The organism is Janthinobacterium breve (assembly GCF_051380895.1).
GTDB lineage: Bacteria > Pseudomonadota > Gammaproteobacteria > Burkholderiales > Burkholderiaceae_D > Janthinobacterium.
Window position 1 is genome coordinate 36,802 of record NZ_JBNYXY010000009.1, and the last position, 22,890, is coordinate 59,691.

The window sequence follows — 22,890 nt, forward strand, 5'->3', positions numbered from 1 at the left end:
GTCTTAAGGCCAATACTCCAAGAGTGCTACACCGTGGCACTCCAGTCACTCAAAATAACGTCGCTCGGGAGGCTGGGTGCGACCCGTCAGCATTACGGAAAAGCCGCTTCCCGATGCTTGTGCGCGAAATCCAAGCCTACTTGGAACTCAACCAGGATGCGATGGAGTCCGGCCGCCATATTAGGCTTAAAAACCGCCAAGCTAATCGTACGAAAGTTGAGAAATTGAAAGACGTCATCAGGCAACGCGACGCAGCTCAGTCAACGCTGACCAGCGCGAACGAACGCATCGTCGAGTTGAGTGCAAAGGTTCGTTCCCTTGAGATGCGCTTCGACGAGGCTACCCGCAACTCACCTCGAAATAACCGCTATTGACTGCAGGTGTCATTAAATTGGTGTTCCAGAAAGCAGGGCTAGAAACGGTCACTCGAATCAGGGGTGGAGCTTGCAGTTCTTCCACACAGCGAGGAATGCAGAGGAGCTCTCCCCTGGTCGACATCTCTAAGGTTAACTTCACGAACACTCGTCCCGGCACCGGAGTCTAAAGGGGTTTTGAACTCTTAACACGGCTCTCCTTTGGCTGGGACCGCTGCTTCGCTTAACTGCTGCGCGCGAGCCGATGGTATAGCGGCGGCCACAAAAGACTGTGACTATCGCCGCATGGGTGGACTGGACGCTGCAACGTACCAACGGCCGCAGGCGTAAGAGGTGGGCAGACACATCCGTGTCGGCAAATCCTAACAGGGCGGCGGCTGACAACAGCGCTCGTTAATCTTGGCGTGATGAGGGCCTTGTGTCACTTTCTTAAACTCCCCCGAGAATCTATGCCGCGAAGATTGTGATGCATCTTGATACGCAGCCGCTCCAGGTCCTAAAATCTAAAATTAGCTGCGGAGTGGGGTGGGGATTTGCGTTGCTTCAATCAACGACACGATATCCTGCTATTGCCCGCCAAGCGTGGAGCTACACGTAAGGTCGTTTTAGCTATCAGAGTATTGGGGAGGCATTTGCTGTGAAATGCTAGTGATGTAACAAATCGAGGATATCAACCTTCAATACATCGGCCAATTTCTCAATATTGTCGAGAGACACGGTCTCAAGAGCTCGCTCGAGGCGAGAAAGAAACACGCGGGACAGACCCGAATGCTCCGCCAGAACGTCCTGGCTCATACCTCTTTTTACACGCCAATCCTTTAGATTACAAGCGAGTCGTTCTCGGGCGGTTTTGACTGTGTAAGGGCTGCTCATGACAGCCGTAGCATGAGTTATATACTTTGCTCAGTCTATAAAGTATACGATACAATGTTTCACAATGCGGAAAAGCGAACTTGCCGCGAGCTTCTACGTCATTTTTTATCTTCTGTCTTTGCTGCTATCAATACGGGTAAGGCAGGTTTGCTCCTATTCGTTTACTCGCAGAACGCATCCACATAACGTTTTGACCAAGACAATTTTTAACTACGAAATGACTTCAGCTCAATTCCTTTCTTCCTACTGCATTTTTTCAGCAGCAGTGGGTGCATTCCGTGCAGGCCTGCCCCCGGGCCGCACCGACGCCGATAGCAAAGCGGTGGCAAAAGCGTTTAAGGAGGCGACCAAGGGACTGGCACGGTCAGACTTGGCCAGCATCACGGAGTACTTGCATTGGATAACTACGCAGCCTGGGTGCGTTGAAAGTAACCTGACCCATACCTATGCGACTGAGTTCCGTCTCGACCGTGCCCTGGGAAGACGTGGACGTGAATTAATTGACGATGGCACCTTAATCACCGCAACTGAGCTGTGTCTTCGTGCTGGCCTCACCGAAGCTCGCCTACTCCAGTTGGTACGTGAACGAAAGGTCTTCACGATGCCGCATTGGGTTGACGGTGTTTTCGGCGATGACTATTACCCCGCTTTTTTTGCTGAATCGCAGTACGACCCGGCCTGTCTTGCCGCTGTCTCAAAAGGACTACTTGGCATTGACGGAGTTCGTAAGTTTCGTTTTTTCACAACCGAGCACGCGGACTTGGGCAACCAGACACCGTTAAAAATATTGGAGACAGATGGGGCGCATGGTGGTGCCGTAGCGCACGAGCAGAGACTTGAGCAGGTGCTGCTGGCAGCAAAGCAATTTCGACGACGAGTACCTAAAACGAGGTTAAGCCTATGACACGGCATGACGGAGCTCACTCTCTTTGCACATCCGCCAATCTTGCGGACGCCGGGATGGAACGCGAAGTACGCAGTCATCAGCTTGGCTTTGCTAGATGGGGTCGGCGGTTTCTGCTGCTATTAGTGGCGGCCCTCACCCCGCTGGTCAGTCAAGCTTACACCGCCATTGCACAGGTCGACGGGACACCACACGGCACGATTTACGCCGCGTGGGGTTACGCAACTCAAAAAGGGGCTGACTTGGCTGCAGTAAAAGGATGTAGAGCCTATGCAAAAGAAAGCGGCCTGACTAAGAGGGCGGCAACGTGCGCCGTAATACATAGGCAAAAAGGCTTCGGCGGCGGTGCGATGGTGTGCGGGGTAGGAGGATGCGCGATGAGCACAGGTGTCGACACGCAGCAGGATGCCGTAGACCGGGCATTTCGCCAATGTGAGCAAAAGAAGTTAGGTGATTGTCAAACTACTGATATCACCAGCTGGTGGGACGAGACAGGGTATGGCCAGCCAAGTACGCCGAAAAGAGAGGCAAAGTCGAATTGCGGCCCGCCACCGGGTCGAACAGTTCGGTCTACCTACCAGTGCAGTAACGGCGATTGCGTTCGCACGTTTGAAAATGGCTGCACGCAGCGGTTCCAAGCCCAGTATTGCCACGACCCCTTTAGTGGTAAATGGGATTGGAAACCGGATGGATGCTAGCCAAAGGTGCGCGGCAGCCACACTAAGCGAAACACGTCTTCACAGATGACCCCAGGTACAAAAGTCTTACATCTGCCCGCGAGGGCCTACGCTTGTCCATCCTTAAGAAAAATGAAAACTCTACAAAAAATTTCAGCAACCGCCGCCATGCTTATCATTGGTGGATGTGGCGGAGGGGGTTCCAATAGCAATACGACCCCAGCCTCGCCACCAACCACGGTAACGCCCCCAGTGACGGCGGCTCCAACGACCGTAACCAACATTTTGACCGGCACCGCTGCGCCAGGCGTTGCTACCCAGACTATTCGTGGGACCGCATATGTAGGGGCCTCCGTGACCGCCTATAGTGTGCAGGCCAATGGCAGCGCTGGTGCGGCGTTAGGTGTCCCGACCACTGCGGACATCAACGGCCAGTTCGTCATTACAGCAACCGCCGCACCACTGGGTCCGGTACGCCTCGTGGCAGTTGGGGGAACAGTGGCACGCGCTGCAGACAACACTATTCAGCCCAATGGTTCGCTGGAGCTGATAACACCGTTCGTGACAACTGAGTACAACAACTTCAAGATTAGCCCGCTGACTGATATCGCAGCTAACGCTATGGCATCGAGCGCACGGAACGGCGCGACTCTGGCCAACGCATTCGTCGAGGGCATGCAGCGCCTGCTCGAACTAGACGTTGCAAACGTCGTTTTCCTGCAGGACAAGTCGGTATACCTGAATGTGCTGAAAGGGTCAGTCAAGAGCGACACGACATATTACGGTGCGCAATCATTGCAAGGCCAAGAACTGTTGAATGGGCTGGAGTACCTCGGCGTGATGCTGGACCTGCCCGCCCAAGCGGTGGTCAAGGCTGTCGGCGCCGCAGCTCAGAGTAGCTACGCGTTGGCCAATGTAGATGGTACGGGCATGCCCATCAGTGTCGGGACATGGGCGAACAGCACATTTAGCCCCGGCGCGACAGCGACCCTGAAGTCGCTACGGGACGCGAAAACTCCTGATGCGCAAAAAGTAGCGGGGCCTGCAGGCACTAGCGTCGCCCCTCGCCTTAACGAGTACGTGAGTCGCTACCTGGTTATGGACTTCACTATGGATACTGCGTGCCGTAGCAATGCATCGCTGTATTTCACTAGCCGCTATCCCTTCTACCAGGTTGATGCTCAAGGCAAAATGTTCGCGGCTGATTGCAGCGCGGCAGCGCAGCGCATTGCTGAACTCAAAGCGCGGGTCGCAACGAACAATAGCACTCGAATGAAGTAACAGGTCAGGCACGATGCGGCTGCCATCCCGGCGGAGCGATATTTAGAAGCGGCTCTGTCGCCGACGCACAGTAAAAACCGAATCAAAGGAGAGCTGTGAAGCCGCTGGTATTTCTTGATTTTGACGATGTCATTGCTATTCACCCTGGCTACACGTCAGCAGTGGTCCTGGCAGCGCTCAGGTCCGGCAAACCGCATCTGGCCACAGAGCTTTGGGAAAACGTATTTCATCGAGAACTGAGGGCTAACCTAGCGCGGCTGCACCACGAGTTCGAACCTCGTTACGTAATCAGTTCATCGTGGTCGACCTATATGTCACGCGACGAAATTCAGGACGTACTCATTCGCGGGGGCCTAGGTTTCGTTGCTGCTTCTTTACATTCACGCTGGCGGAGCGCAACCGAAGTGGGCTCATTTCGTGTTACAGATATCGTGGCTTGGTTGAGGACAAACGGTGCCACGCGACCAATCGCGTACGTCATCCTCGACGACTTATCGAGCGGCCGCACTCTGGTTGGTTCAGTCTTGGAACCGCATACCGTATTCTGCGATGAATGGGTGGGGTTTACAGGAATCCAACTGGAGCGTGCAGTAGCAATTCTCCGAGCCCAACGGACGTCGTAACCGATAGCGGTTTAGGCTTGCTTTTGACTGCAAACATCCCTACATCTGCGTGCGCCCTGGACGCCAGAGCGTACTTACTGTGTCGTGAACTCCTACGTCTATGGCGGTCATGAACCCAGTGCTCTATCTCGATTTGGACGAGCTATGCAGCATTACCGTAGCGTTGCGTTTTTCTCAGAGGGTGGCACCGTCCCGTTGGCCAAGGGCGTTGCCTTTGCCGTTCGCCACTTTTGTTGCCTTACTGGAGCGACGAAATGCAACAGTTGAATAGTGATGACGAAGTGCCTGGGGGGCCGTTATGGGTCTGCTATTGCGACTTCGACGGAGTGACGCATTTTGACTCTGTCTACGTAAGCTCCAGCCGTGGAATTCATATGACGGCGCACGGACACCAACTTTTCGAATGGGCACCGATTTTGGAACGGCTGCTACAACCATTCCCAGAAGTTGAAATCGTACTCAGTACATCGTGGGTGCGCGCCCGAAGTCTTGAGTTTGCTAAGGCTCAGCTTTCCCCAGCACTTCAGGCAAGAGTGGTTGGTGCAACCTTCGACAATCGCGTAACCCAAAAGCTGGATTTCGACCTGATGCCGAGAGGCCTGCAGGTGTGGCGGGACGTCGAGCGCCGCAAGCCAAAAAAGTGGTTCGCGATTGATAATGATGACCGGGGCTGGCCAGCGTGGTGCAGAGACCATCTCATTAAAACGGAAGACCATCTTGGACTGAGCGACATCGGCGTGCAGGACGCAATTTGCAAGGTCTTAGCCTCGTTCTAACGCCGCAGAGATTATCGGTGTAACACGGGTGCCCCTGACTCGAACGCGGGTAGATGTTCGGTAACACGGCCTGGTACTCCTGTCACGGCAGTTCGAGTGTCACGCCCTCTCGCCTCAGTTCCTTGTGTACGGTCGGCTGAGCTAATGCCAACGGCTGCACAGACGACTGTTCGCCGGGCGGCAACAGCAACGACTCCGAGCGAGTTCCGAAAAATGCACGACGCGTTGATGAATTGAAAGCGAAAAATCAAATGACAAGTTTGGAACAGAAGAGCAAGCTGTTGTCCCGCTGGCTGCGGCACCGGCCAGATGCTATCGGCCTTGAAATCGATAAACGTGGATGGGTTGACGTTGCTGAGCTGCTCTTGAAATCGGCGAGTGCCGGCGTCGCACTCACTCATGCTGAGCTGACGCAAATAGTGGTCGAAAATGATAAGCAGAGATTTTCGTTGAGTGAGGACAGAACGCGTATCCGCGCGGCACAGGGGCACTCTGTTGATGTTGACCTGAACCTTCCAGCCAAAACCCCGCCTCCAGTACTTTTTCACGGTACGGTGCAAAAGTTCATCGCATCGATTCGCCGGCAAGGTTTGCTGCCAGGCACGCGGCGAGACGTACATCTGTCTGCAACGAAACAAACTGCATCCGAGGTAGGTGCGCGACGGGGTACGCCGGTTGTGCTCCTCGTGGAAACGTTTCCACTGCTCCGTGACGGGTACCGATTCAGGTGCTCGGACAACGGCGTGTGGTTGATTCCGAACGTCCCTCCTAAGTACATTCGGTTTCCAGATAAATAAATGCACTGGCGGCGCTCAAAGCCTCCATAGCGCCATGACACTTTTGCACATCGACGGCCCTCAGTTTCACCACTAAACCCATGACTTGTCCTCGTCCGATGCAGTGGGATGCATCAAAGGGAGTGGCGACGGGCGCGAGAAAATATGAGGGACATGCTGGTAGCACGCCCCTCATCAAATTATTAAATATCCTTCAACATGATTTCATCGGAGCCTTACTGAGTTTACGGCGCACCGAAGGTTGCAGATTTTCGGGCTTCCTCGAGCGCGTGAAAACACTTCTTTGCGGCTTTATGGGCATTTTGATATGCCGCGTCAGCGTGCCGGTGCGAGGCTTCTGTCTCCCGCTGCATAATCATCAGCACACGGTAAACAGGGGTATAAGCCTCTTCACTTTCAAGAAGCCTATTCTTCTCCAATGCACGCTGCAAATTGATGGCGTGCTCACACACCTCCAATGTTGTGCGAAAACGGAAGTCGGCCGAGTTTGCCGTTTCTCTTGCAGCACTAAGGTTTTCAACTGCAGCGTTGTATTCAGTTTCGAGTTTAACGAGGTTCGACACGTCGGAGGTTGTCAGCATAATTTTGTCCTTTGGGAATTGTTTTCGGAGCGCATGAGGCGCCTACCTTTGGTATAGGCACATGGGAGCGAATTTTTTATATGCATTGAAAATATTTTTTATCGGCCGATTCATTGGAAGTCCGGGGGCGAATGCGGTCTGTTGAGCTGCGCAGTTCCATCGGAACGCGTTTCCGCTAGCGGCGGCTCGGCGGAACCAGTTACGATGACTGGGCAGTCGTTCGACGCGCCGCGAGGCGTGCGTCCAGCGGGACGGCGTTATCGTTACCGGCTTGAGCCCAATCCAGGGTGAGCAGTTCAGCGCCTCCGCCAAGCCAGCGGCGCCGGGCATCGAGCAGCGCCAGCAGCCAGCGCATATCCAGGGCGCGGCCAGCATCAAAGGTCGCCTTGTTAGGAGAGCATGCGGTATTGCCGACCTGGCCCAGCAGCACGAGCAGCACGCAATGACACGGACGAGCAGCGCCAACGATTTCGAGCGGGTGGGGCTGCCCCCTTGCATAAGCAACCACGCCGAGCTGCAATGATTGCCGCCGGCACCGCGCCGAGCGCACTCTCTCCCAAGCGTCAAGTAATCTCATCGATTCAAATCAGGATTCCAATGCACTAAGAATTCGCGCTATGAATTATCAATTTTGCAAAAAATACTATCTGGCCTGGTGCTTACGATGAGATACTGATGGGCCACTCTTGGCAATAAGCGATAGGAGAATATGAAGCGCATTATATTTGCATTTTTGGCATTTTCCACGGCGCAGGCGAGTCTCGCTGCCTGTATTCCTATGCCAGCAAATGGCAAAGAGATGAAACTAGCCAGCGCAGACGGTACAGTTCGTTTGATTTCGCAGGACGATGTTGACACGCCGGTCCGTTCTTCACTTACCCAAACTTATGCTTTCACTGATGTGAAGCCTGCACCGTCCGAAGTTCAAGTCCGCACGGCGTTGAACCAGCTATATGCGAATGCGCAGCAAGCGTGTAGACGCAGCCCAGTGACAGACGTTCGCATATTCTTGTATGTATCGCCTGCCAGTGCCATTAGCTCATCATGGGTCGCCAGGCTCAATGCTGAAAAGATGAAGCCGGTAATTGATATTCGAGAAAATATGCTCTTGGCGCCTGCCTCCGCCAAGCTCGCGGAATGCGACCCTAGTAAAGAACCTGGGAAGTCATATGGCAGTGACCCAAAGTTGCCACCGCTATCGCAACGCAAGATTCTCGGCACTTGGGTGGATGGCATGAACGGGCTGACGACAAGTCTGGAAGATGTCGGCGGCAAAATTTACAAGGTCTACCGGAGTAAGTATTGCTCCAGCGGCGCCACCGGCGAGCCGCTGCGCAAAGGCACACAAGGACGTTACTATCGCAAAGAAAGCAGTTCCGGAGACTACTACGTAATTTTAAAGACTGGTGAGTTGGGCGTTTACGACAGAGATGGTCAGATTGACGCCTTGCCGAAGCATCCAGGTCTATACCCTCGTAAGTAGCGACGGTGGCCGAGTGGTATCGCTCCCGTAGCTCGCACCGTTCGAAAGGTACTATACGCTGTTCCGGCGCCGTCGACGGCTCCACGACGGTGCCAGTTCCGTCCTGACCCTTTGCTGAGCGTTGGCCTGCGCGGCCGGCGCGATGGTTGGCACCAGCAGCAGGTCAACCGCGTACGAATTTCGTCCGCAGTGAAGCCCCCTGCAAGCCCCTTCGAAGGACCATCGAAGCCGATGCGCCGCAGCTCGTTCTACATACCGTCCAAGCCGGTATGTACGGTCCAGCGCCTGGAATAGCTGGCCAGCCTCGTCCTGATATTTGAAACCCCATGTTTCATCGCTCTCATGGTTGCACGCCTGCGCGCCCACCAGCGAAAATTTTCGTTCGTCGTCGCCGGCCGGCGTGTTCGTACGGATTTCGTCTGAAGCCGCAGCCGGGCCAGAACCAGGGCGCCGCCGACACTGGTCCGCCTGCAGTGACTGGTTCGCGCTCCCAATTTTTCGGGACCTTCTTCAGTGGGCGGGCCAAGCCGGCCACAGCGACGCCGAATAGAATTAGCCGGGGTGGCCCGATGCCGGAAAAATTCCCGGCGTCTTCGCAGTACACGCCGAGGTCAAAAGGGCATGGCGCCCCCCCCTTTTGCCGCTGGTCGCCGCAGTGAGATTGCGACCCGGTGCGCGTATTCAAATGCCGCTGGCCAAAATTTTCGGGCCAGTGTTCAGCGGACCGTCGACCTGGCGCAAGGGTACGCATTTGAAATGCGCCCCTTCAACGCCGATGACGGCCAGCGCCAGCTGCAGGCTGGCCGGGACTCGTGGTCAGCACGAACGGTCCAGTATGAGCTGTAGATTGTCTGAGATTCAGCGCATCTAACCGTTACCAAGAGCCTTGGCGTTGTCAGCAGCACCACATGCGATAAGATGCTTTCTGCGCTCTCAAAAACTTTAAATGCAGGCAATAAATGGCAAAATGGAAAAGTGGTCGGTCTTGTGCTCACTGCGGGTTGCCTGGAGCGGGGACCGATGACCATATTCCCCCACAGAGTTTGTATCCCAAGCAATCGCGACAACCTAATTCGCCACTATTCTCGGTCCCTTCTTGCGCGCAATGTAACAATGGTGCGAACGATGATGACGAGGAGTTCAAGGCAATAATTTTATCAGCTGTTGGGTACGAGCATTATGCATCGGACCATTCACTAGACTCACTTGCTCGAACGGTAAGCAAAAACCGCCGGTTGTGGAACTATTTTGAGCAATCGAAAATGGTTCACATACCCACTTTCGACGGAATGACAGCGAAGCAAAAAGTCATCTTCCCTTCAGCGTCATATGCTAAGGTTATTTTACGAATTGTACGAGGACTGTACTGGTGCCAAAACAACAACGTGGCTCTTGGACTTGAAATCCCAATTGAGATATTTATAGGTGGAAACCTCCCATGCGAGCCTGCTTCGCTGCTAGCAATATGGCTTAGATTTACTTGGTCGTCCGTAAATTATGGAACCTTTAAATTCGGCTACATTAACCTCGCTGATGGGCAAAGCTTGTGGGCGATGGAATTCTTCGGTTCAACTATGGCATATGCAATTGTTGGGGAGCATGCGAAAGGTACTTCCGGGCGGCCATTCTGAGGAAGTAGCCATGAGCGAGAGCGGAACGAGCGGCAAGACGAGCAAGGGAGGAGACGTCAGCCCCGGCGCACGCCAAAGCCCCACCGGCGGCCCGTCGTGTTGCGGCCGTAGGAACGGCAAGCCGAGATAGCCATTTCAAATACCGGCCAAACGGTATTTGACCGGTGCCGCGCGGCAGGTCCTGCTTTGTTCGGCTCCTGCCAAGCCGGATTTGAAATCTGACTTTACTGCGGCGCCCTCGTCATGGACGTTACATCCGGGAATATCCCGTATGTACCGCACGCTGGCGCCGTTGTTTTGCAACCCTCTCAAAGAAGGTCGCAAGGGTATTGGGTTTCGCTCCCCCCTTGGCCTGGTACGGCGTCGTCCGAACTTGCTCGCGTTTCAAATGCGACCAAGGCGTAGCGGCAAGCGGGCGCTATTCCTGCCCCCCCCTTTTTTTTCCGCTCCCTCTTTCTGGGACCGGCAATAACCTGCGCAGCAAGCCCGGAACAAACTCTTCACGTGAGCAGATTAAAGCCGCAGCCGCAGCCGCAGCCGCGCGGCCGGCGCCAGCTGCTGCGCCAAAACCTACGCCGAGTAGGCTTTACCCTGGCGCCGAGCTGCTGGCCGGCTAATATCGGAGATGTGCCGGTTTTGCTTCCGTTGATGCGCTGCAGCTGCAGGCTTGCCGCGATTTCAAATCGGAGCAAGCACCCGCTGGTTTGCAAGGGACTTAAAGTCCCCCGCAGATTTGCAACCCTCTTAAAGAAGGTCGCAAATCTACGCCATACCCAAAGTAAGCCGCAAATCCGAAGGGGTAACGAATCGGTATACCCTTTCGGTACGACCCACCGAACAATTCCTGCCCGGGTAAGTGCGCGGATTGGTGCGCGAAAGGTCGGCATGGTAATGTGACTGCATATAATTAATATCTGCAGGATAGAGCATGGATGATTCTGGTGAATCTCAGAAGACCCATTCAAAAATAGTTATCGCTGTTGAGTTCTTAAACACCGCTGCCGATTTGTGGTGTGATGGAAGCGCATACTTCGCCGCGATGCATCTTGCAGCCGCTGCCGAAGAGCTAACGGGCAAGGCATGTAGACACGCGGGGCGAGTAAACCACTTTGACGAAAGAGTGAAATACGTTACGCGTGCGGTCGATGGACTTGGGCTCACCAATGTGCAGAAAAGAGTTTCTGAGCTCATGTACGGTGCGAAGAACTCCATCAAGCATTTTGGCTCGCCTGAGGACGCAGAAGTAGCGTTGGTGCCTCGCGATGAGGCCTCCAATTACATCAGGGGCGCGTATCAAAATTTCTGCGAACTGGGTTTGCAAGAACTGCTATCAGCAGAGGTTTTAAGAGTCCTAGATGCAACATCGTTCTATTGCGATATTGATTCCCAGGGAGCTGATGGCCCTGTTACGCCCTCCGTCTGAGGGAGTGTCCTGAATTCCCAGTGAGCGCCAACAATCCATCCACTTCGGGATGCATCTGACCGATGCGGTAATTCCTGCATCGCCCAAAAGTGTGAAAATCCCACGTTACCCTCGCTCATTTAAGTCGTGTTGAACCATTTTGCCAATCCATCATTCGAATTGGCATGATGTCGCTTAGCGTGGTGCGCTTGGCGAAGGCTCCAGACTTGCTACGTATGTGCTCCTAGCCAAAAGAGCTGCTGGCGAACGGCATGAATTATTTTTAACGTGCGTTGCGTTCATCGGCTACGACTCGACTCTCATTTTCGCACTCGCGTGATTAACCTTTACTTTTCGGTCTTGCGTTTCTCGATGCTTTGCCCCAAGCGCGCTAGTACCGCATTGACCCCACGAGGTTGAGGGTTTAGCGGTTGCGGAGGAAAGATGGAATCGAAACCACGTGCACGACCAAACCCTTGCGCTATCTTCACCAAGAGTTCAATGGAGCCGGTTCCTGTGGACTCGTAGCGCTTAAACGTTCGCAATGGTATGCCACACACTTCGGCGAACGCCGCCTGTGAGAGGTTTTGGCGCCGACGTTCAAAACGCACTCTGTCACGAAGCAGAATTATCAGATTTTCGGTATCAAGGGCTCCAGCAGAGCCAAAGTCAGGCATAGCCATATAAAAAAGTGCCATTTCTGGCCCCAAAATTGTGGATAACTTGAATATTAGCATTTTTTTAGTGTAAGCTGTTTTATATCAATTCATGGCAACTGGCACGTTTTCTTTCCATATGTACTTATATTTTTGCCATTTTTCACAATATATTGATTTTTATTCTCTATTTTAACTAGATACAGTAGTTGTTTTATTTTAATCAAATTGTGGATAAGGTTTTGTCAAGGGGCGTTATATGTCATTTTTAGAAAAATATGAAAGCGCTCCGGACTACGATGTCCCGGAGTACCATGTTCTTGCCCTCTCAGGAGGCGGGTATCGAGGCTTGTACACCGCGACCATACTCAATCAGCTCGAGTCACTCCTGGGAAGGCCATTGGCGAATCACTTCGACTTGATATGTGGCACGTCGGCGGGTGGGTTGCTTGCGCTTGGCTTGGCTGCAGAAGTACCCGCAGAACAGTTGCAGGCTCTATTCGAGGTGCACGGTAAGAAGATTTTCGGAAATCGCAATCTGCTACGGCGATGGGCAGGGTTCCTGTGCATGGCGAAACATTCAAGCCATGGGTTGCGAGACTTACTTGGTCAAACTTTCGGAAGCAAAACAATAGGTGATTTACGTCATCGTGTACTTATCCCCACCGTGAACTATTCAACTGGTATGGGGCAATTTTTTAAAACCCCCCACCACCCATCCTTTGAGTTAGACCATCGCATGAGCTTGACAGACATCGGGTTGGCCACGTCGGCGGCGCCGACCTATTTCCCGATTGCTCAAAACAATCGGGGCGTATACGTGGACGGCGGGTTGGTTGGAAACGCTCCGGGACTTTTCGGATTGCATGAGGTACATCAGTTTATTGCACCTGCTAGGAAGATTCGTGTCCGTGTTCTGTCGATTGGCACCATGACAAGCGGAGCCACTATGCCATATAGCTCAACGCTCGATAGGGGAATTTGGCAGTGGAGAGAAAGCTTGTTTAGTTTGGTCATATCCGCTCAGGAGTCGTCGGTCGACTACATGCTTAAACAGCTTTTGGGCGTTGATTATGTATCCCTTGATGAAAAGCCTACTCCTGAGCAAAGTACCGACATTAAGAAACTCGATAAGGTCTCGGTGGCGGCCACTAACACACTAAAGGACCGGGCAAACCATACGTTCCAACGGACCATTGGCGAGGCAAATTTCCAAGTCTTCCGTAAGCACATCGCTCCAAAGCCAGCTTTTTACCACGGTCCCAATAAAAATTCGGAGATACCAAATGCTTAACCTCAGTGTCTTGTTTAACAATAGCAACGAAGAGCGCCCAGCCTTTCTGGATGCACTGACCTTAGATTCTTATCAAAAAGTCATACTTGAATATGCGCGTAAAGAGATTCGTGAGTGCTTGAGGCTTGGTCTACCCAGAGTGTTGCGGGCACGCGGCTATGAGTTGGACGTTCCAACTCCGCGATTTTTCACTCAAGGCTCATGGTCTTATAAGACCCTTAATGCACCCGCTCAAACGCCGCAGCAGTGCGATTTGGATGACGGAGCATATTTGCCAATGGGCTTTGTGACTCAAACGAAGCGTCCGAGCAAAGCAGCCTCCCTATTCTTCAGCGCAGCGGAAGAGGCGCTGGAGCCGTTGGTAAAAATGCGTGGATGGAAGCAGTCTGAGAGGCCGACTTGTATTCGCGTTGAAGTCTCATTGGACGCCCACGTGGATATCCCCCTGTACGCTATCCCAGACACGGAGTTTGAGCTGCTGAAAGCGCGTGCTTCATATGCGATGGATAGTGTAGAAGACGCCGTAACACGTTCTGAACGGGATGCATGGACGGCCCTGCCAAATGACCAAGTGCTTCTTGCTCATCGTGACAAGGATTGGATTGAGTCGGACCCTCGACCTCTAAAAGACTGGTTTTTGAATGAGGTGGATGCAAAAGGTGAACAGCTTCGCCGCGTTATCCGCTATATAAAAGCATATCGTGATTGGCGATGGAGCCAGGGCGGACCCACTTCCATCTTGCTGATGGCGGCAACGTCGCCGCTGTTCGAGGCAAAGCACGGCCGAGATGATTTGGCGTTGCTTGAAGTGTGCAAAGCTCTACCCAAGGCCTTACGGGATGGCGTGGATAATCCTACCGAAAAAGCAGAGTCGCTAACGGCTCGGCTGGGTCCGGAAGGCGTTGAAGAAGCCGCTGAAGCGTTCGAGAAGTTCGCAGGCGTTCTAGAAGCGGCAATCAGCTGTTCAGATGCGTCACTAGCCTGTCGCTGGCTTCAGGAGCAGCTGGGCCAGAGGTTCCCTTTTGAACCTTACTGGGTGCCAACACCAACGCCCCGTGAAGCTGTACTTGCAACGGCAGCTATCCCAGGGCCATCCGAAATCGTCGGGCGCAATAAGTCTGCGTGATACGAATGGCAGCCACAAACAAGATATCCGAGGTGGTCGAGGCCCTCTCGCATTATGAGTTCGTGTACGAGTGCACCTTAGGCGGCTTTTTAGTATTCCAAGGAGTACTTCGACACGAGGGATTCGCCTACGATTGCGAAATGTATATTGCGAAGGATTTTGCATCGATTCCTCTCATTCGATTGAAAGCAATCCCGGGCATCTTGGGAGCAGTAGCTCCTCATCTAAACGCAACGGGTTGGCTCTGCTACCTTTCACGGTCCTCTATAGTTGTCAATATTTTTGACCCTGTTGGGCAGACCATCGCGTTTGTTAAGCGGGCCGAGTACGTCTTAGGACAGATTCTTGATGGTTCGGTAGTGGACGATTTGGCTGATGAGTTCTTCGCTTACTGGGGGGACGGCGGCAGCAATTGCTTCTTTGACGTGGACGACTTTGAATCCAAATCGCTGCAATTGCTTTTAGGGGACGAGAAATCCGAAGACAGTCAGGTATTTCTTTCTGATGACCCAGTGCGGACGAAGATGAAAGCTGCTGCACTTGGCCTAAAGATTTTACAAAATAAAATCCCGGTTTTAGCATTTTTGTCAACGGTACCACCGCAAGCGAGCCTAATACATTGGCCAATCTCTAATTTGGGCGAGTTTCTAAGCTGGCAGCAACAACTTGACGGACCAACATATTATCGAATTGAAGCCGCGATAAGGAACGTTGTTCGCTCCGGCTCATTAGGTGTAGTGGTAGTAATAAAGTCGCCTCGGTTTGTCTATAGCTTGGCGATTCTCTTCGCTAAATCCTCGAAACTGAAGAAAAAGAAGGTTTCGTTAGATGAGTTGCGCGAAAGTGTAGCCGTGCCGTATTCCGGAAACAGGATTGATGACAAATTTATTGTGGAAAGGAATGTGCCATCAATGAAGACGCTGGCCGAAAAACGAATTGCTCTGGTGGGTTGCGGAACAATTGGCGGGTATCTCGCTGACCTGCTAGTGCGAGCTGGGGCTGGTAGCGGCGGGGGCGAGCTAGTACTGATTGATAACGATATTCTTAGTACTGGGAACTTAGGGCGTCACATCCTAGGATTTTCGGACGTCGGGAAAAATAAGGCGAGAGGAATGGCACGGAAGTTTCTTCGCGATGCTCCAGGTGCGAATGTTAAACCTATCCATCGCGATGCAAAGGAAGTCAACCTGACTAAGATGGACCTTATCATCGACGCGACTGGGGAGGAGTCGCTAGGGTATGTGCTAGAGCCTAAATATCATGCAGCACAGGCACGCCTGTCCACTTGGATTGAAGGTCCTGGAATAGCCGTCCGTGGACATCTAAAAACGGGACGGGGCCAGGCATGCGGCTACTGCTTGGCTAATTACGCGCGGGAAGGACAGTATCAAGCTACCGTAGAGCCCATGCCCAAAATCTATGCCGGACAGGGCTGTGAACAAGAATATGTACCTTTCCCTGCCACGGTGTCAATTCAAGCGGCGTGCCTAGCTTTAGATATGGCGTTAGACTGGGTAGCAGGAAACCAAAAAAGCACCTTGCGGACAAGAGTGGTGGTACCGGGCTACACTTGCCAACCCGATTCCTCTCCGCCAAATATCGAAGGTTGCCCAGCGTGCGATTCGTAGATTTGTGGCAGCTGCCGCACCAAAGCGTATATGTATTGTTTCAAGCATCAGTGCTCGAAACCTTTGATATGTATCGCCAAAACTCTCGGGCTGCGACAGAGGCTGGCGGTATATTGCTCGGTCATGTCCGTGGTGAGCACCTAGAGGTGATACAGGCCACTCAGCCTCAGGCTGGGGATGTTCGGCATCGGATGCGATATGAGCGTAACGACCCAGTTCATCAAACTAAAGCCGACCTCATGTGGAAACAGAGCGACGGGGAAATTCGGTATCTTGGTGAATGGCATACTCATCCGGAAGATAGGCCAATCCCTTCAAGTGTGGACATGAATGGCTGGAGGCATCGAGCCTTAGCTCGTCAAGATGGGCGTGCGACCTTGTCCGTTATCGTCGGCCGCGTTGGCCTGTACGTTTCGCTTGTCGATAGAGAGGGAAAAACGAACGTTTTTATAGAGTGTCAATCCTCGTGAGTTGTACCAAGAACATCTATATCATCGACATGTGCCCCTGTCATGAAGCAAGTCAGGGGGACGCGGATGGCGGCGCCGGCCATCCGACCAGTTCGGCGGTTCGGCGCATTACCCACTTGGCCTCTGGCTCGGATACCCAGCCCGTTGCAACCAGCCGCGGCAAATATTGGTCGAGAATCTCAGTCTCTGACATGTGCGAGCGTTTCCCGGCCTTGGAGTCAAGGGACGTTACGGCGAGTTGTTGCGCAAGGTCTTCGCAGTTGTTCCAGCGCTCGAGTAGCTCCGGCGGCGAGCAGCCAGGGCTGTAGAAACGGCCTTGGTACCGATTCATGGAAAATTTAGGCTGGGCGCCTGAAACGGCCCCTAAGTTGCTTGGACGTGGGAAATCTAATGGTAGCGCGGCAAAGAGCGCCGCTTCCGATTCGTCTTGCGGCTCATCGCCGAGTTCAATATTCATGGTGCCTTTTGCGTCGATATTAGCCTCGCGCCATCATACTCCAGCGTCGAGTTGTCGGCCTAGAAGGCCGGCGATGAATATCCTCGAATGCTCATGCTGGATTGCGGATTCAATCGGTCAACGCAACACAATGTTCAAATCGTTGAGCCGATGTCCGGTAGTTTAGAGTCTTCCTGGGGCACACGTTTAGTGGTTAGTTCTTCTCGTGGTTGGCCAAGCTACGCTGGTGACACACTTCACTGGCGTAGCTTTTTGCACGGTCAATGTCCGCTTTCAATTCTTCAATTGCGGCCTGTGCGGATGGGTCCTCGAACACCTTTTCGACTCCTTGCACCAATCGCCAAAGCGACCACGCAGCAATCAGCACCAAATCTTGAAAGGGCTCGTCGATGTAAGCGTCGCCCACAGTCTTCTTTCTCCCTGACGCACCGTACCAATGGGGATTCTTCATGAACGATGGTACGTGGCCAGGGCCAAGGGACACGATATAACCGTGAACAAGGCTGTTCCGGTACTCGTTCAAATCTTCTGCCGCGCTTGCCGCCACTTTCAGAACAGCATTGCACTTGTCGCTCAGCTTCGGGTTTCCTGCGCCGAGCATCTGGAACTGAGCTTCATTGTTCATCTTTTCAGTGAACGGTCTCGTGCCTTCGATACTGGTCTCGCTCAGCGTCCACAGCGCCCGCTCGAGCGTGGTCTCGAACATGCCGTAGGCGACGATGAACGAACCAATCATCATCAGGTGATGTGGTTGGAGTCCCAGCCCCTCAAGTTTGTCTTGAATCGCCAAGGATACTTCGGGGTAGTTATATGGCGGCATCCGAATCCAATCTGCTATTGTTTGATTTAGTGACGAATCGTAACAATACCGGCCAAGGCGTTGATTACGCAAGCCTGCCAAAAAAGGGAGCAGTACATGAAGAACTACGTCCGCCGCAGAGGGGGTCGTCAATGACCACGGCCATCCAACACGCTTGGGAGAACCTGTCGAATACCCTGCGCCTCTACGTTGAGAGCCACATGGACTTCGCTGCGCTCTACAAAGTTGACCGTCCAGATGCAGTTACGAGGCAGGACCGCGCGCTCGAGGCCAAACTCGAGAAATTTCACACGCTCTACGACGTCACCAAGCACGTACCTGGCTTTGACTTCTTCAGGCACGCGGACACATCACTGCTTATTGTCATGCGAAACGCAATCCATCATCGCGACCACCCGCTCTTCGTGAGCTGGGAAGCCTTCGTTTTGGCCCAAGAGGCCGCAGAAAAGCTGCCATCAAACAGTTATTTGTTCGCATCAACAACTCCCGAAGCCAATCGTATGATGCTGCGCTACTACGTGCCGCTCGATGACTTCCGAGAGCGACTTACCTCGCCGATGGTCAAGAACGCCGACGCGCTGAGCTTGCTTTGGGACCAAGACCTGCGCTTTGCGCAGATGAGGCATGTCGGCAGCGAGAAAGGCTTTGAAGCCAAAAGCGTGTACGTCGACATGATGCCGGCATTCATTTCCGCGATGCATCGCTTGCGTGGGTGGTTATCGACAATGGACTTTGTTCCGAGCGGTAGCGATGGTCGCATCTACTTCGAGTCGTTCGGCGAAGTGAGACCGGAGCCGGGACTGAGCTTCAGGGAAAGGTGACACCGAGCTGATTGACGGAATCCCGCCGGGGTCTGAGCCCTAAAACGTCCCGTAAGAGGCGGTGGTAGCCGCGCCGAGCCACACTTACAAATAACGGACGCTTGCGGCCAAAGCATTCGGTGCTGAAATTGGTGGCAGCCTTTGTATAATTTCGAGGTCGAAAAGGTGCTAAATGATGAGATTGTTAAGAAAATTTCCTGCCTTAATCGCCCACGATTCAATAGATGGAGAATTTTCTCGATTAGAACTTTTGAACGATGCTGACTTCGAAAAAGCAAGAGCCGGGCATTTGGCGCGACGTCCCATGCCTGCAAATACCGACAATGTGGGGGCAATCTTTGGACTCTCATTATTTGCCGTCCCAACATGCTTTATTCTCGGCTTGATTAAAGGCGACAGCGTACTATTGGGTTCATCGCTCCTCTGGCTAAGTGTGGGCCTTGTTATATTTTTCTACTTGGCATCCGCTGGAAAATACTGGCGTGAGCATTACGCCTTCATCTCGGAAGAGATTCGGCGCTACGGGTCGCCTTCGTTCGGATGATTGATGTTGAGGCTTTAGGTTGCTAGTCTAAAGTTGCGCCTAGCTGAGCAGACCTGCCGTTTGGGTAGTTTGCATTTCTAACGAACGTTACGGGAAAAGTATGGCGAAAATAAATCAACCTTACCAGCTGGTTGTCGTAGAAAGCTTCATTCCAGAGAAAGCGTCAGGATTACATGGTGCCGTGCATATTCGGCCACTATCTGGTCAAGGTATGGATGGACTTCATGTTGAGTGCTCAAAATCACTCACTCGCGATTACGCCGTTGGCACTAGGTTTCGCATTCGTGCCAAATTAACAGACCGCGAGGGAAGCGGCGACTTCTTGTATAGTTTTCATGGCTGGCCAGTTGAAGTCCTTACGTTTTAAATGCACCGGCTACGGGCTATACCCTATAAATTAGGCGTACCAAGTAGGTGCCCTTGTATCGCCATGCATCCGCTTGGGGGCAGTAGCTGCCGCTCCTCAAAGGCTAGTTATGTACCTGCACTTCGCCATTCCACCGCTTTCAATGAAAATTCCGAGATTTGGTGTCCAGCTCCCCGAGCATGTGGCTCAGGTCCACAAGCCTCTTTGCAACCAGGTGCCGTACGTTGCGCTCACACTGCCACACACCGTAGACGCCAAGTAGCTTGGCCCCCATCAGCTCCGTGCGCTGCTGCTCGACAAGGTTGGGCCAGCAAATGACGTTCACGGTGCCGGACTCATCTTCAATGGTCACGAATACCACGCCCTTGGCAGTCTCCGGCCGCTGGCGAACCGTGACGATGCCGCAACCTCGGGCGAGCCTGCCATTGTCAAACTGGTTCAAGATTTCCGCAGGTAGGAACTTCATTGCAGCGAGTCGCGGGCGCAGGAGTGCAAGCGGGTGGCGTCCCAGTGTCAGTCCCAGGTGCCTGTAGTCGGCGACGATATTTTCAGCTTCACTCGGTGCTTCCATTTCAACAGGCACTTCAATCACCGTAGCGGACCGTAAAAGCCCTTTGTCAGGCACGCTGGCAACTGCCTCCCACAGTGCCTGGCGGCGATTGCCTGACAGCGATTCCAGGGCATTGGCGCTCGCCAGTGCGTTAAGGTGGCCTGCATTCAGATTCGCCCGTGATGCTAGGTCGGCCGTGGTTTCGAACTGCCGGATGGCCCGTGCCTCCTCAATGCGCCAGGCCGCCTCCTGCTCGAGGCCTTTGATGTTGTTGAGGCCCAGGCGAACGGCCGGCTGCGAACCTTTTGCAAGGGATTCAAGCTGTGCATCCCAGTTGCTAACGGACACATCAACAGGGCGCACCACGACGCCGTGGCGGCAAGCATCCTGTACGAGGGAGGAACGCGAGTAGAACCCCATTGGCTGACTGTTCAGCAGCGCGGTCAGGAACGCGGCTGGCTCATGGCACTTCAGCCAGCTCGAAGCATACGCCAGGAGGGCAAAAGAGGCGGCATGAGACTCGGGGAAGCCATACTCGGCGAACCCTCTGATTTGGCCGATGATTGATGTCGCGAACTCGGTGCTATACCCACGTTCCGCCATGCCGTGCATGAGTTTGTCTTCAAATTGCTCGAGACCGCCTTTACGCTTCCATGCCGCCATAGCTCTGCGCAAGGCGTCAGCTTCACCAGGTGAAAATCCTGCTGCAACCATGGCGATTTGCATGACCTGTTCCTGGAAAATCGGAATACCCAAGGTGCGCTCAAGGACCGATTCGATTTCAGGACTTGGATACGACACCGGGTCGATACCCTGGCGGCGGCGTAGAAATGGATGAATCATCCCGCCTTGAATTGGACCAGGACGAATGATGGCAACCTCGATGACGAGGTCGTAAAACGTCCGGGGCTGGAGCCGCGGCAGCATCGACATCTGCGCGCGCGACTCGATTTGGAATACGCCCACCGTGTCGGCCTGGCAAATCATCTCGTATGTCGCCGGGTCCTCAGCAGGAACGTCGCCGAGCTCGAACCGCGCTCCACGTTGCTCAGATACAAGGTCAAGTGCACGCCGGATACACGACAGCATCCCGAGTGCGAGCACGTCGACCTTGAGGAGACCGACGGCATCGATGTCGTCCTTGTCCCACTGGATAATGCTACGTTCCGCCATAGAAGCGTTTTCGATAGGCACCAGCCTGGATAACTTGGTGTGGGAGATGACGAACCCGCCCGGATGCTGTGAAAGGTGGCGCGGGAAACGCATCAACCTGTCGGCCAGCTCTGCCCACTTCTCAGCGATGGGTGAGTTTGGGTCGAAGCCGCATGAGACCAGACGCTCTTGAAGGTCCGATTTCCCACCCCAACCGTGGGAGGCCTTCGCGACCTTATCGACGACAGAGAGGTCAACACCAAGCGCTTTTCCGACATCGCGTAGCACGCTGCGCGGTCGATACGAAATGACCACGGCGGTAAGGGCGGCACGCATCCGACCGTACTTCTTGTAAATGTACTGAATGACCTCTTCGCGCCGCTGGTGCTCGAAATCGATATCGATGTCAGGCGGCTCGTTTCTCTCCTTTGAGATGAACCGTTCAAACAATAACGTGCCGCGCGATGGGTCGACTTCCGTGACGCCCAGACAGTAGCATACAGCCGAATTTGCGGCCGAGCCACGGCCCTGACAGAGAATGTGCTGCGACCTGGCGAACCGCACGATATCGAAGACCGTTAGAAAATACGATTCGTACTGGAGTTCGGCGATGATGCCAAGCTCGCGTTCCAGTAGCGCCTGGACGTTCTCTGGGATACCTGCCGGGAAACGCCAGTGCGCGCCAATGTATGCCTCTCTGCGAAGGTACGACGTCGCCGTTTCGCCCTCAGGAACCAATTCTTGCGGATATTCATATCGCAGCTCATCGAGTGAGAACTCACAAAGCTGCGCGACCCGGACCGATTCGTCGAGCGCTTCCCGCGAGTAGAGGTTACCCAGGCGTACTCGGGAACGCAGATGTTGCTCAGCGTTTGGCGCCAGCCGGTACCCGCATTGTGCGACCGGTATGCCATGGCGGATTGCAGTCATCGTGTCTTGAAGGGGCTTGTATGAACGGACGTGCATGCAGACATCACCGGTTGCGACGACGGGCATCCCGAATTCCTCGGATATACCGGACACCAGTGCCCTATGCTTTTCGTCCTGGGCGCGGTGGTGCAAGGTGAGTGCGATGCGGGCGCGACCAGGTACACATTGAATCAGCCACGCAGCTTGGCGTTCCACCTCATCATAGCTGGCGTTGTATTTCGGCACGAGAATGAACTGACAATCTGGCAGGCTCCGCAAATGCACCAGGTCACCAACCGGCGAGGCGATATCGCGGGGCCGGACTAGGTAGGAACCTTTTTCAGTACGAGTCCGCGCGACGGTAATCAGTTCGCTGAGGTTCCCGTATCCATTTCTATTCGTCGCCAGGATGATGAGAGAGAAAGGAGAACTTCCATCCTCGGGAGTCACCGTCATTTGACTGCCGATGACCAGATGGATTCCGAACTCCTTGGCGGCGATGTGGGCCTTGACGACGCCGGCCAAAGTGCATTCATCCGTAATCGCGATGGAGGCGTATCCAAGTTTTGCGGCGCGTGCGACCAGTTGTTCAGGAGCCGAAGCGCCTCGCAAGAAAGTGTAGTGGCTGAATACCTGAAGCTCGGCATAGTCGGGTAGTACTGGGGCCGGCAAGGGTAGGGAAGTGGTGTTCATG

At 53.8% G+C, this 22,890-nt stretch carries 20 protein-coding genes; 14 read left to right on the plus strand and 6 right to left on the minus strand.

Going from position 1 to position 22,890, the window contains the following annotated elements; all coding sequences use genetic code 11:
- Positions 1-113: 113 nt before the first annotated feature.
- Positions 114-374 (plus strand): hypothetical protein, encoded by a 261-nt coding sequence (locus ACQ4W0_RS18530; RefSeq protein ID WP_436578077.1) that lies wholly within the window; start codon positions 114-116, stop codon positions 372-374.
- 645 nt (positions 375-1,019) lie between these two features.
- On the opposite strand, the gene ACQ4W0_RS18535 is transcribed toward ACQ4W0_RS18530, so the two are convergent.
- Entirely contained in the window at positions 1,020-1,247 is a 228-nt protein-coding gene (locus ACQ4W0_RS18535) for a helix-turn-helix domain-containing protein (RefSeq protein ID WP_436578078.1), read from the minus strand.
- A gap of 64 nt (positions 1,248-1,311) precedes the next feature.
- On the opposite strand from ACQ4W0_RS18535, the gene ACQ4W0_RS18540 reads away from it, so the two are divergent.
- The 5 genes from ACQ4W0_RS18540 (at position 1,312) to ACQ4W0_RS18560 (ending at position 6,305) form a co-directional block, all read left to right on the plus strand.
- Positions 1,312-2,151 (plus strand): hypothetical protein, encoded by an 840-nt coding sequence (locus tag ACQ4W0_RS18540; RefSeq protein ID WP_436578079.1) that lies wholly within the window; start codon positions 1,312-1,314, stop codon positions 2,149-2,151.
- A 1,031-nt stretch (positions 2,152-3,182) separates the two neighbouring features.
- Positions 3,183-4,109, plus strand: a complete 927-nt coding sequence (locus ACQ4W0_RS18545; protein WP_436578080.1) for a hypothetical protein — start codon at positions 3,183-3,185, stop codon at positions 4,107-4,109.
- A 95-nt stretch (positions 4,110-4,204) separates the two neighbouring features.
- A complete protein-coding gene (locus tag ACQ4W0_RS18550; protein ID WP_436578081.1) occupies positions 4,205-4,732 on the plus strand; it encodes an HAD domain-containing protein in 528 nt (175 codons plus the stop codon).
- A gap of 254 nt (positions 4,733-4,986) precedes the next feature.
- Positions 4,987-5,508, plus strand: a complete 522-nt coding sequence (locus tag ACQ4W0_RS18555) for an HAD domain-containing protein (RefSeq protein ID WP_436578082.1) — start codon at positions 4,987-4,989, stop codon at positions 5,506-5,508.
- Between the two features lie 251 nt (positions 5,509-5,759).
- On the plus strand, positions 5,760-6,305 hold the full coding sequence (locus ACQ4W0_RS18560; RefSeq protein WP_436578083.1) for an RNA 2'-phosphotransferase: 546 nt from the start codon (positions 5,760-5,762) through the stop codon (positions 6,303-6,305).
- A 224-nt stretch (positions 6,306-6,529) separates the two neighbouring features.
- Here ACQ4W0_RS18560 and ACQ4W0_RS18565 read toward each other — a convergent pair whose 3' ends face one another.
- On the minus strand, positions 6,530-6,886 hold the full coding sequence (locus ACQ4W0_RS18565; protein ID WP_100875923.1) for a hypothetical protein: 357 nt from the start codon (positions 6,884-6,886) through the stop codon (positions 6,530-6,532).
- Positions 6,887-7,085: 199 nt separating this feature from the next.
- Entirely contained in the window at positions 7,086-7,325 is a 240-nt protein-coding gene (locus ACQ4W0_RS18570) for a hypothetical protein (protein ID WP_157814771.1), read from the minus strand.
- Between the two features lie 270 nt (positions 7,326-7,595).
- On the opposite strand from ACQ4W0_RS18570, the gene ACQ4W0_RS18575 reads away from it, so the two are divergent.
- The 6 genes from ACQ4W0_RS18575 to ACQ4W0_RS18600 all read left to right on the plus strand — a co-directional run bounded on the left by ACQ4W0_RS18575 (position 7,596) and on the right by ACQ4W0_RS18600 (position 16,576).
- Positions 7,596-8,369 carry a hypothetical protein gene (locus ACQ4W0_RS18575; protein ID WP_100875921.1) on the plus strand — a complete coding sequence of 258 codons (774 nt, stop codon included), beginning with the start codon at positions 7,596-7,598 and terminating at the stop codon, positions 8,367-8,369.
- A 2,559-nt stretch (positions 8,370-10,928) separates the two neighbouring features.
- Positions 10,929-11,423 (plus strand): hypothetical protein, encoded by a 495-nt coding sequence (locus ACQ4W0_RS18580; protein WP_100875920.1) that lies wholly within the window; start codon positions 10,929-10,931, stop codon positions 11,421-11,423.
- Positions 11,424-12,317: 894 nt separating this feature from the next.
- Positions 12,318-13,352 carry a CBASS cGAMP-activated phospholipase gene (locus ACQ4W0_RS18585; RefSeq protein WP_436578084.1) on the plus strand — a complete coding sequence of 345 codons (1,035 nt, stop codon included), beginning with the start codon at positions 12,318-12,320 and terminating at the stop codon, positions 13,350-13,352.
- Positions 13,345-14,478, plus strand: coding sequence for a CBASS cGAMP synthase (locus ACQ4W0_RS18590; RefSeq protein ID WP_436578085.1), 1,134 nt, complete (start codon positions 13,345-13,347; stop codon positions 14,476-14,478). The genes ACQ4W0_RS18585 and ACQ4W0_RS18590 overlap by 8 nt, the downstream gene beginning before the upstream one ends.
- Before the next feature lie 5 nt (positions 14,479-14,483).
- Positions 14,484-16,106, plus strand: a complete 1,623-nt coding sequence (locus tag ACQ4W0_RS18595; RefSeq protein ID WP_436578086.1) for a ThiF family adenylyltransferase — start codon at positions 14,484-14,486, stop codon at positions 16,104-16,106.
- Between the two features lie 50 nt (positions 16,107-16,156).
- Positions 16,157-16,576: a Mov34/MPN/PAD-1 family protein gene (locus ACQ4W0_RS18600; RefSeq protein ID WP_436578390.1), complete on the plus strand. Its 420-nt coding sequence runs from the start codon at positions 16,157-16,159 to the stop codon at positions 16,574-16,576.
- A gap of 52 nt (positions 16,577-16,628) precedes the next feature.
- On the opposite strand, the gene ACQ4W0_RS18605 is transcribed toward ACQ4W0_RS18600, so the two are convergent.
- On the minus strand, positions 16,629-17,033 hold the full coding sequence (locus ACQ4W0_RS18605) for a hypothetical protein (protein WP_436578087.1): 405 nt from the start codon (positions 17,031-17,033) through the stop codon (positions 16,629-16,631).
- 193 nt (positions 17,034-17,226) lie between these two features.
- Positions 17,227-17,823 carry a hypothetical protein gene (locus ACQ4W0_RS18610; RefSeq protein ID WP_436578088.1) on the minus strand — a complete coding sequence of 199 codons (597 nt, stop codon included), beginning with the start codon at positions 17,821-17,823 and terminating at the stop codon, positions 17,227-17,229.
- 20 nt (positions 17,824-17,843) lie between these two features.
- Between ACQ4W0_RS18610 and ACQ4W0_RS18615 the strand changes: the two genes are divergently transcribed.
- Together ACQ4W0_RS18615 and ACQ4W0_RS18620 are read left to right on the plus strand one after the other, a co-directional pair.
- Complete coding sequence (locus ACQ4W0_RS18615) at positions 17,844-18,674, plus strand: hypothetical protein (RefSeq protein WP_436578089.1); 831 nt, start codon at positions 17,844-17,846, stop codon at positions 18,672-18,674.
- A gap of 172 nt (positions 18,675-18,846) precedes the next feature.
- Positions 18,847-19,218, plus strand: coding sequence for a hypothetical protein (locus ACQ4W0_RS18620; protein ID WP_436578090.1), 372 nt, complete (start codon positions 18,847-18,849; stop codon positions 19,216-19,218).
- Between the two features lie 506 nt (positions 19,219-19,724).
- On the opposite strand, the gene ACQ4W0_RS18625 is transcribed toward ACQ4W0_RS18620, so the two are convergent.
- Positions 19,725-22,889, minus strand: coding sequence for an error-prone DNA polymerase (locus ACQ4W0_RS18625; protein ID WP_436578091.1), 3,165 nt, complete (start codon positions 22,887-22,889; stop codon positions 19,725-19,727).
- Position 22,890 lies beyond the last annotated feature (1 nt).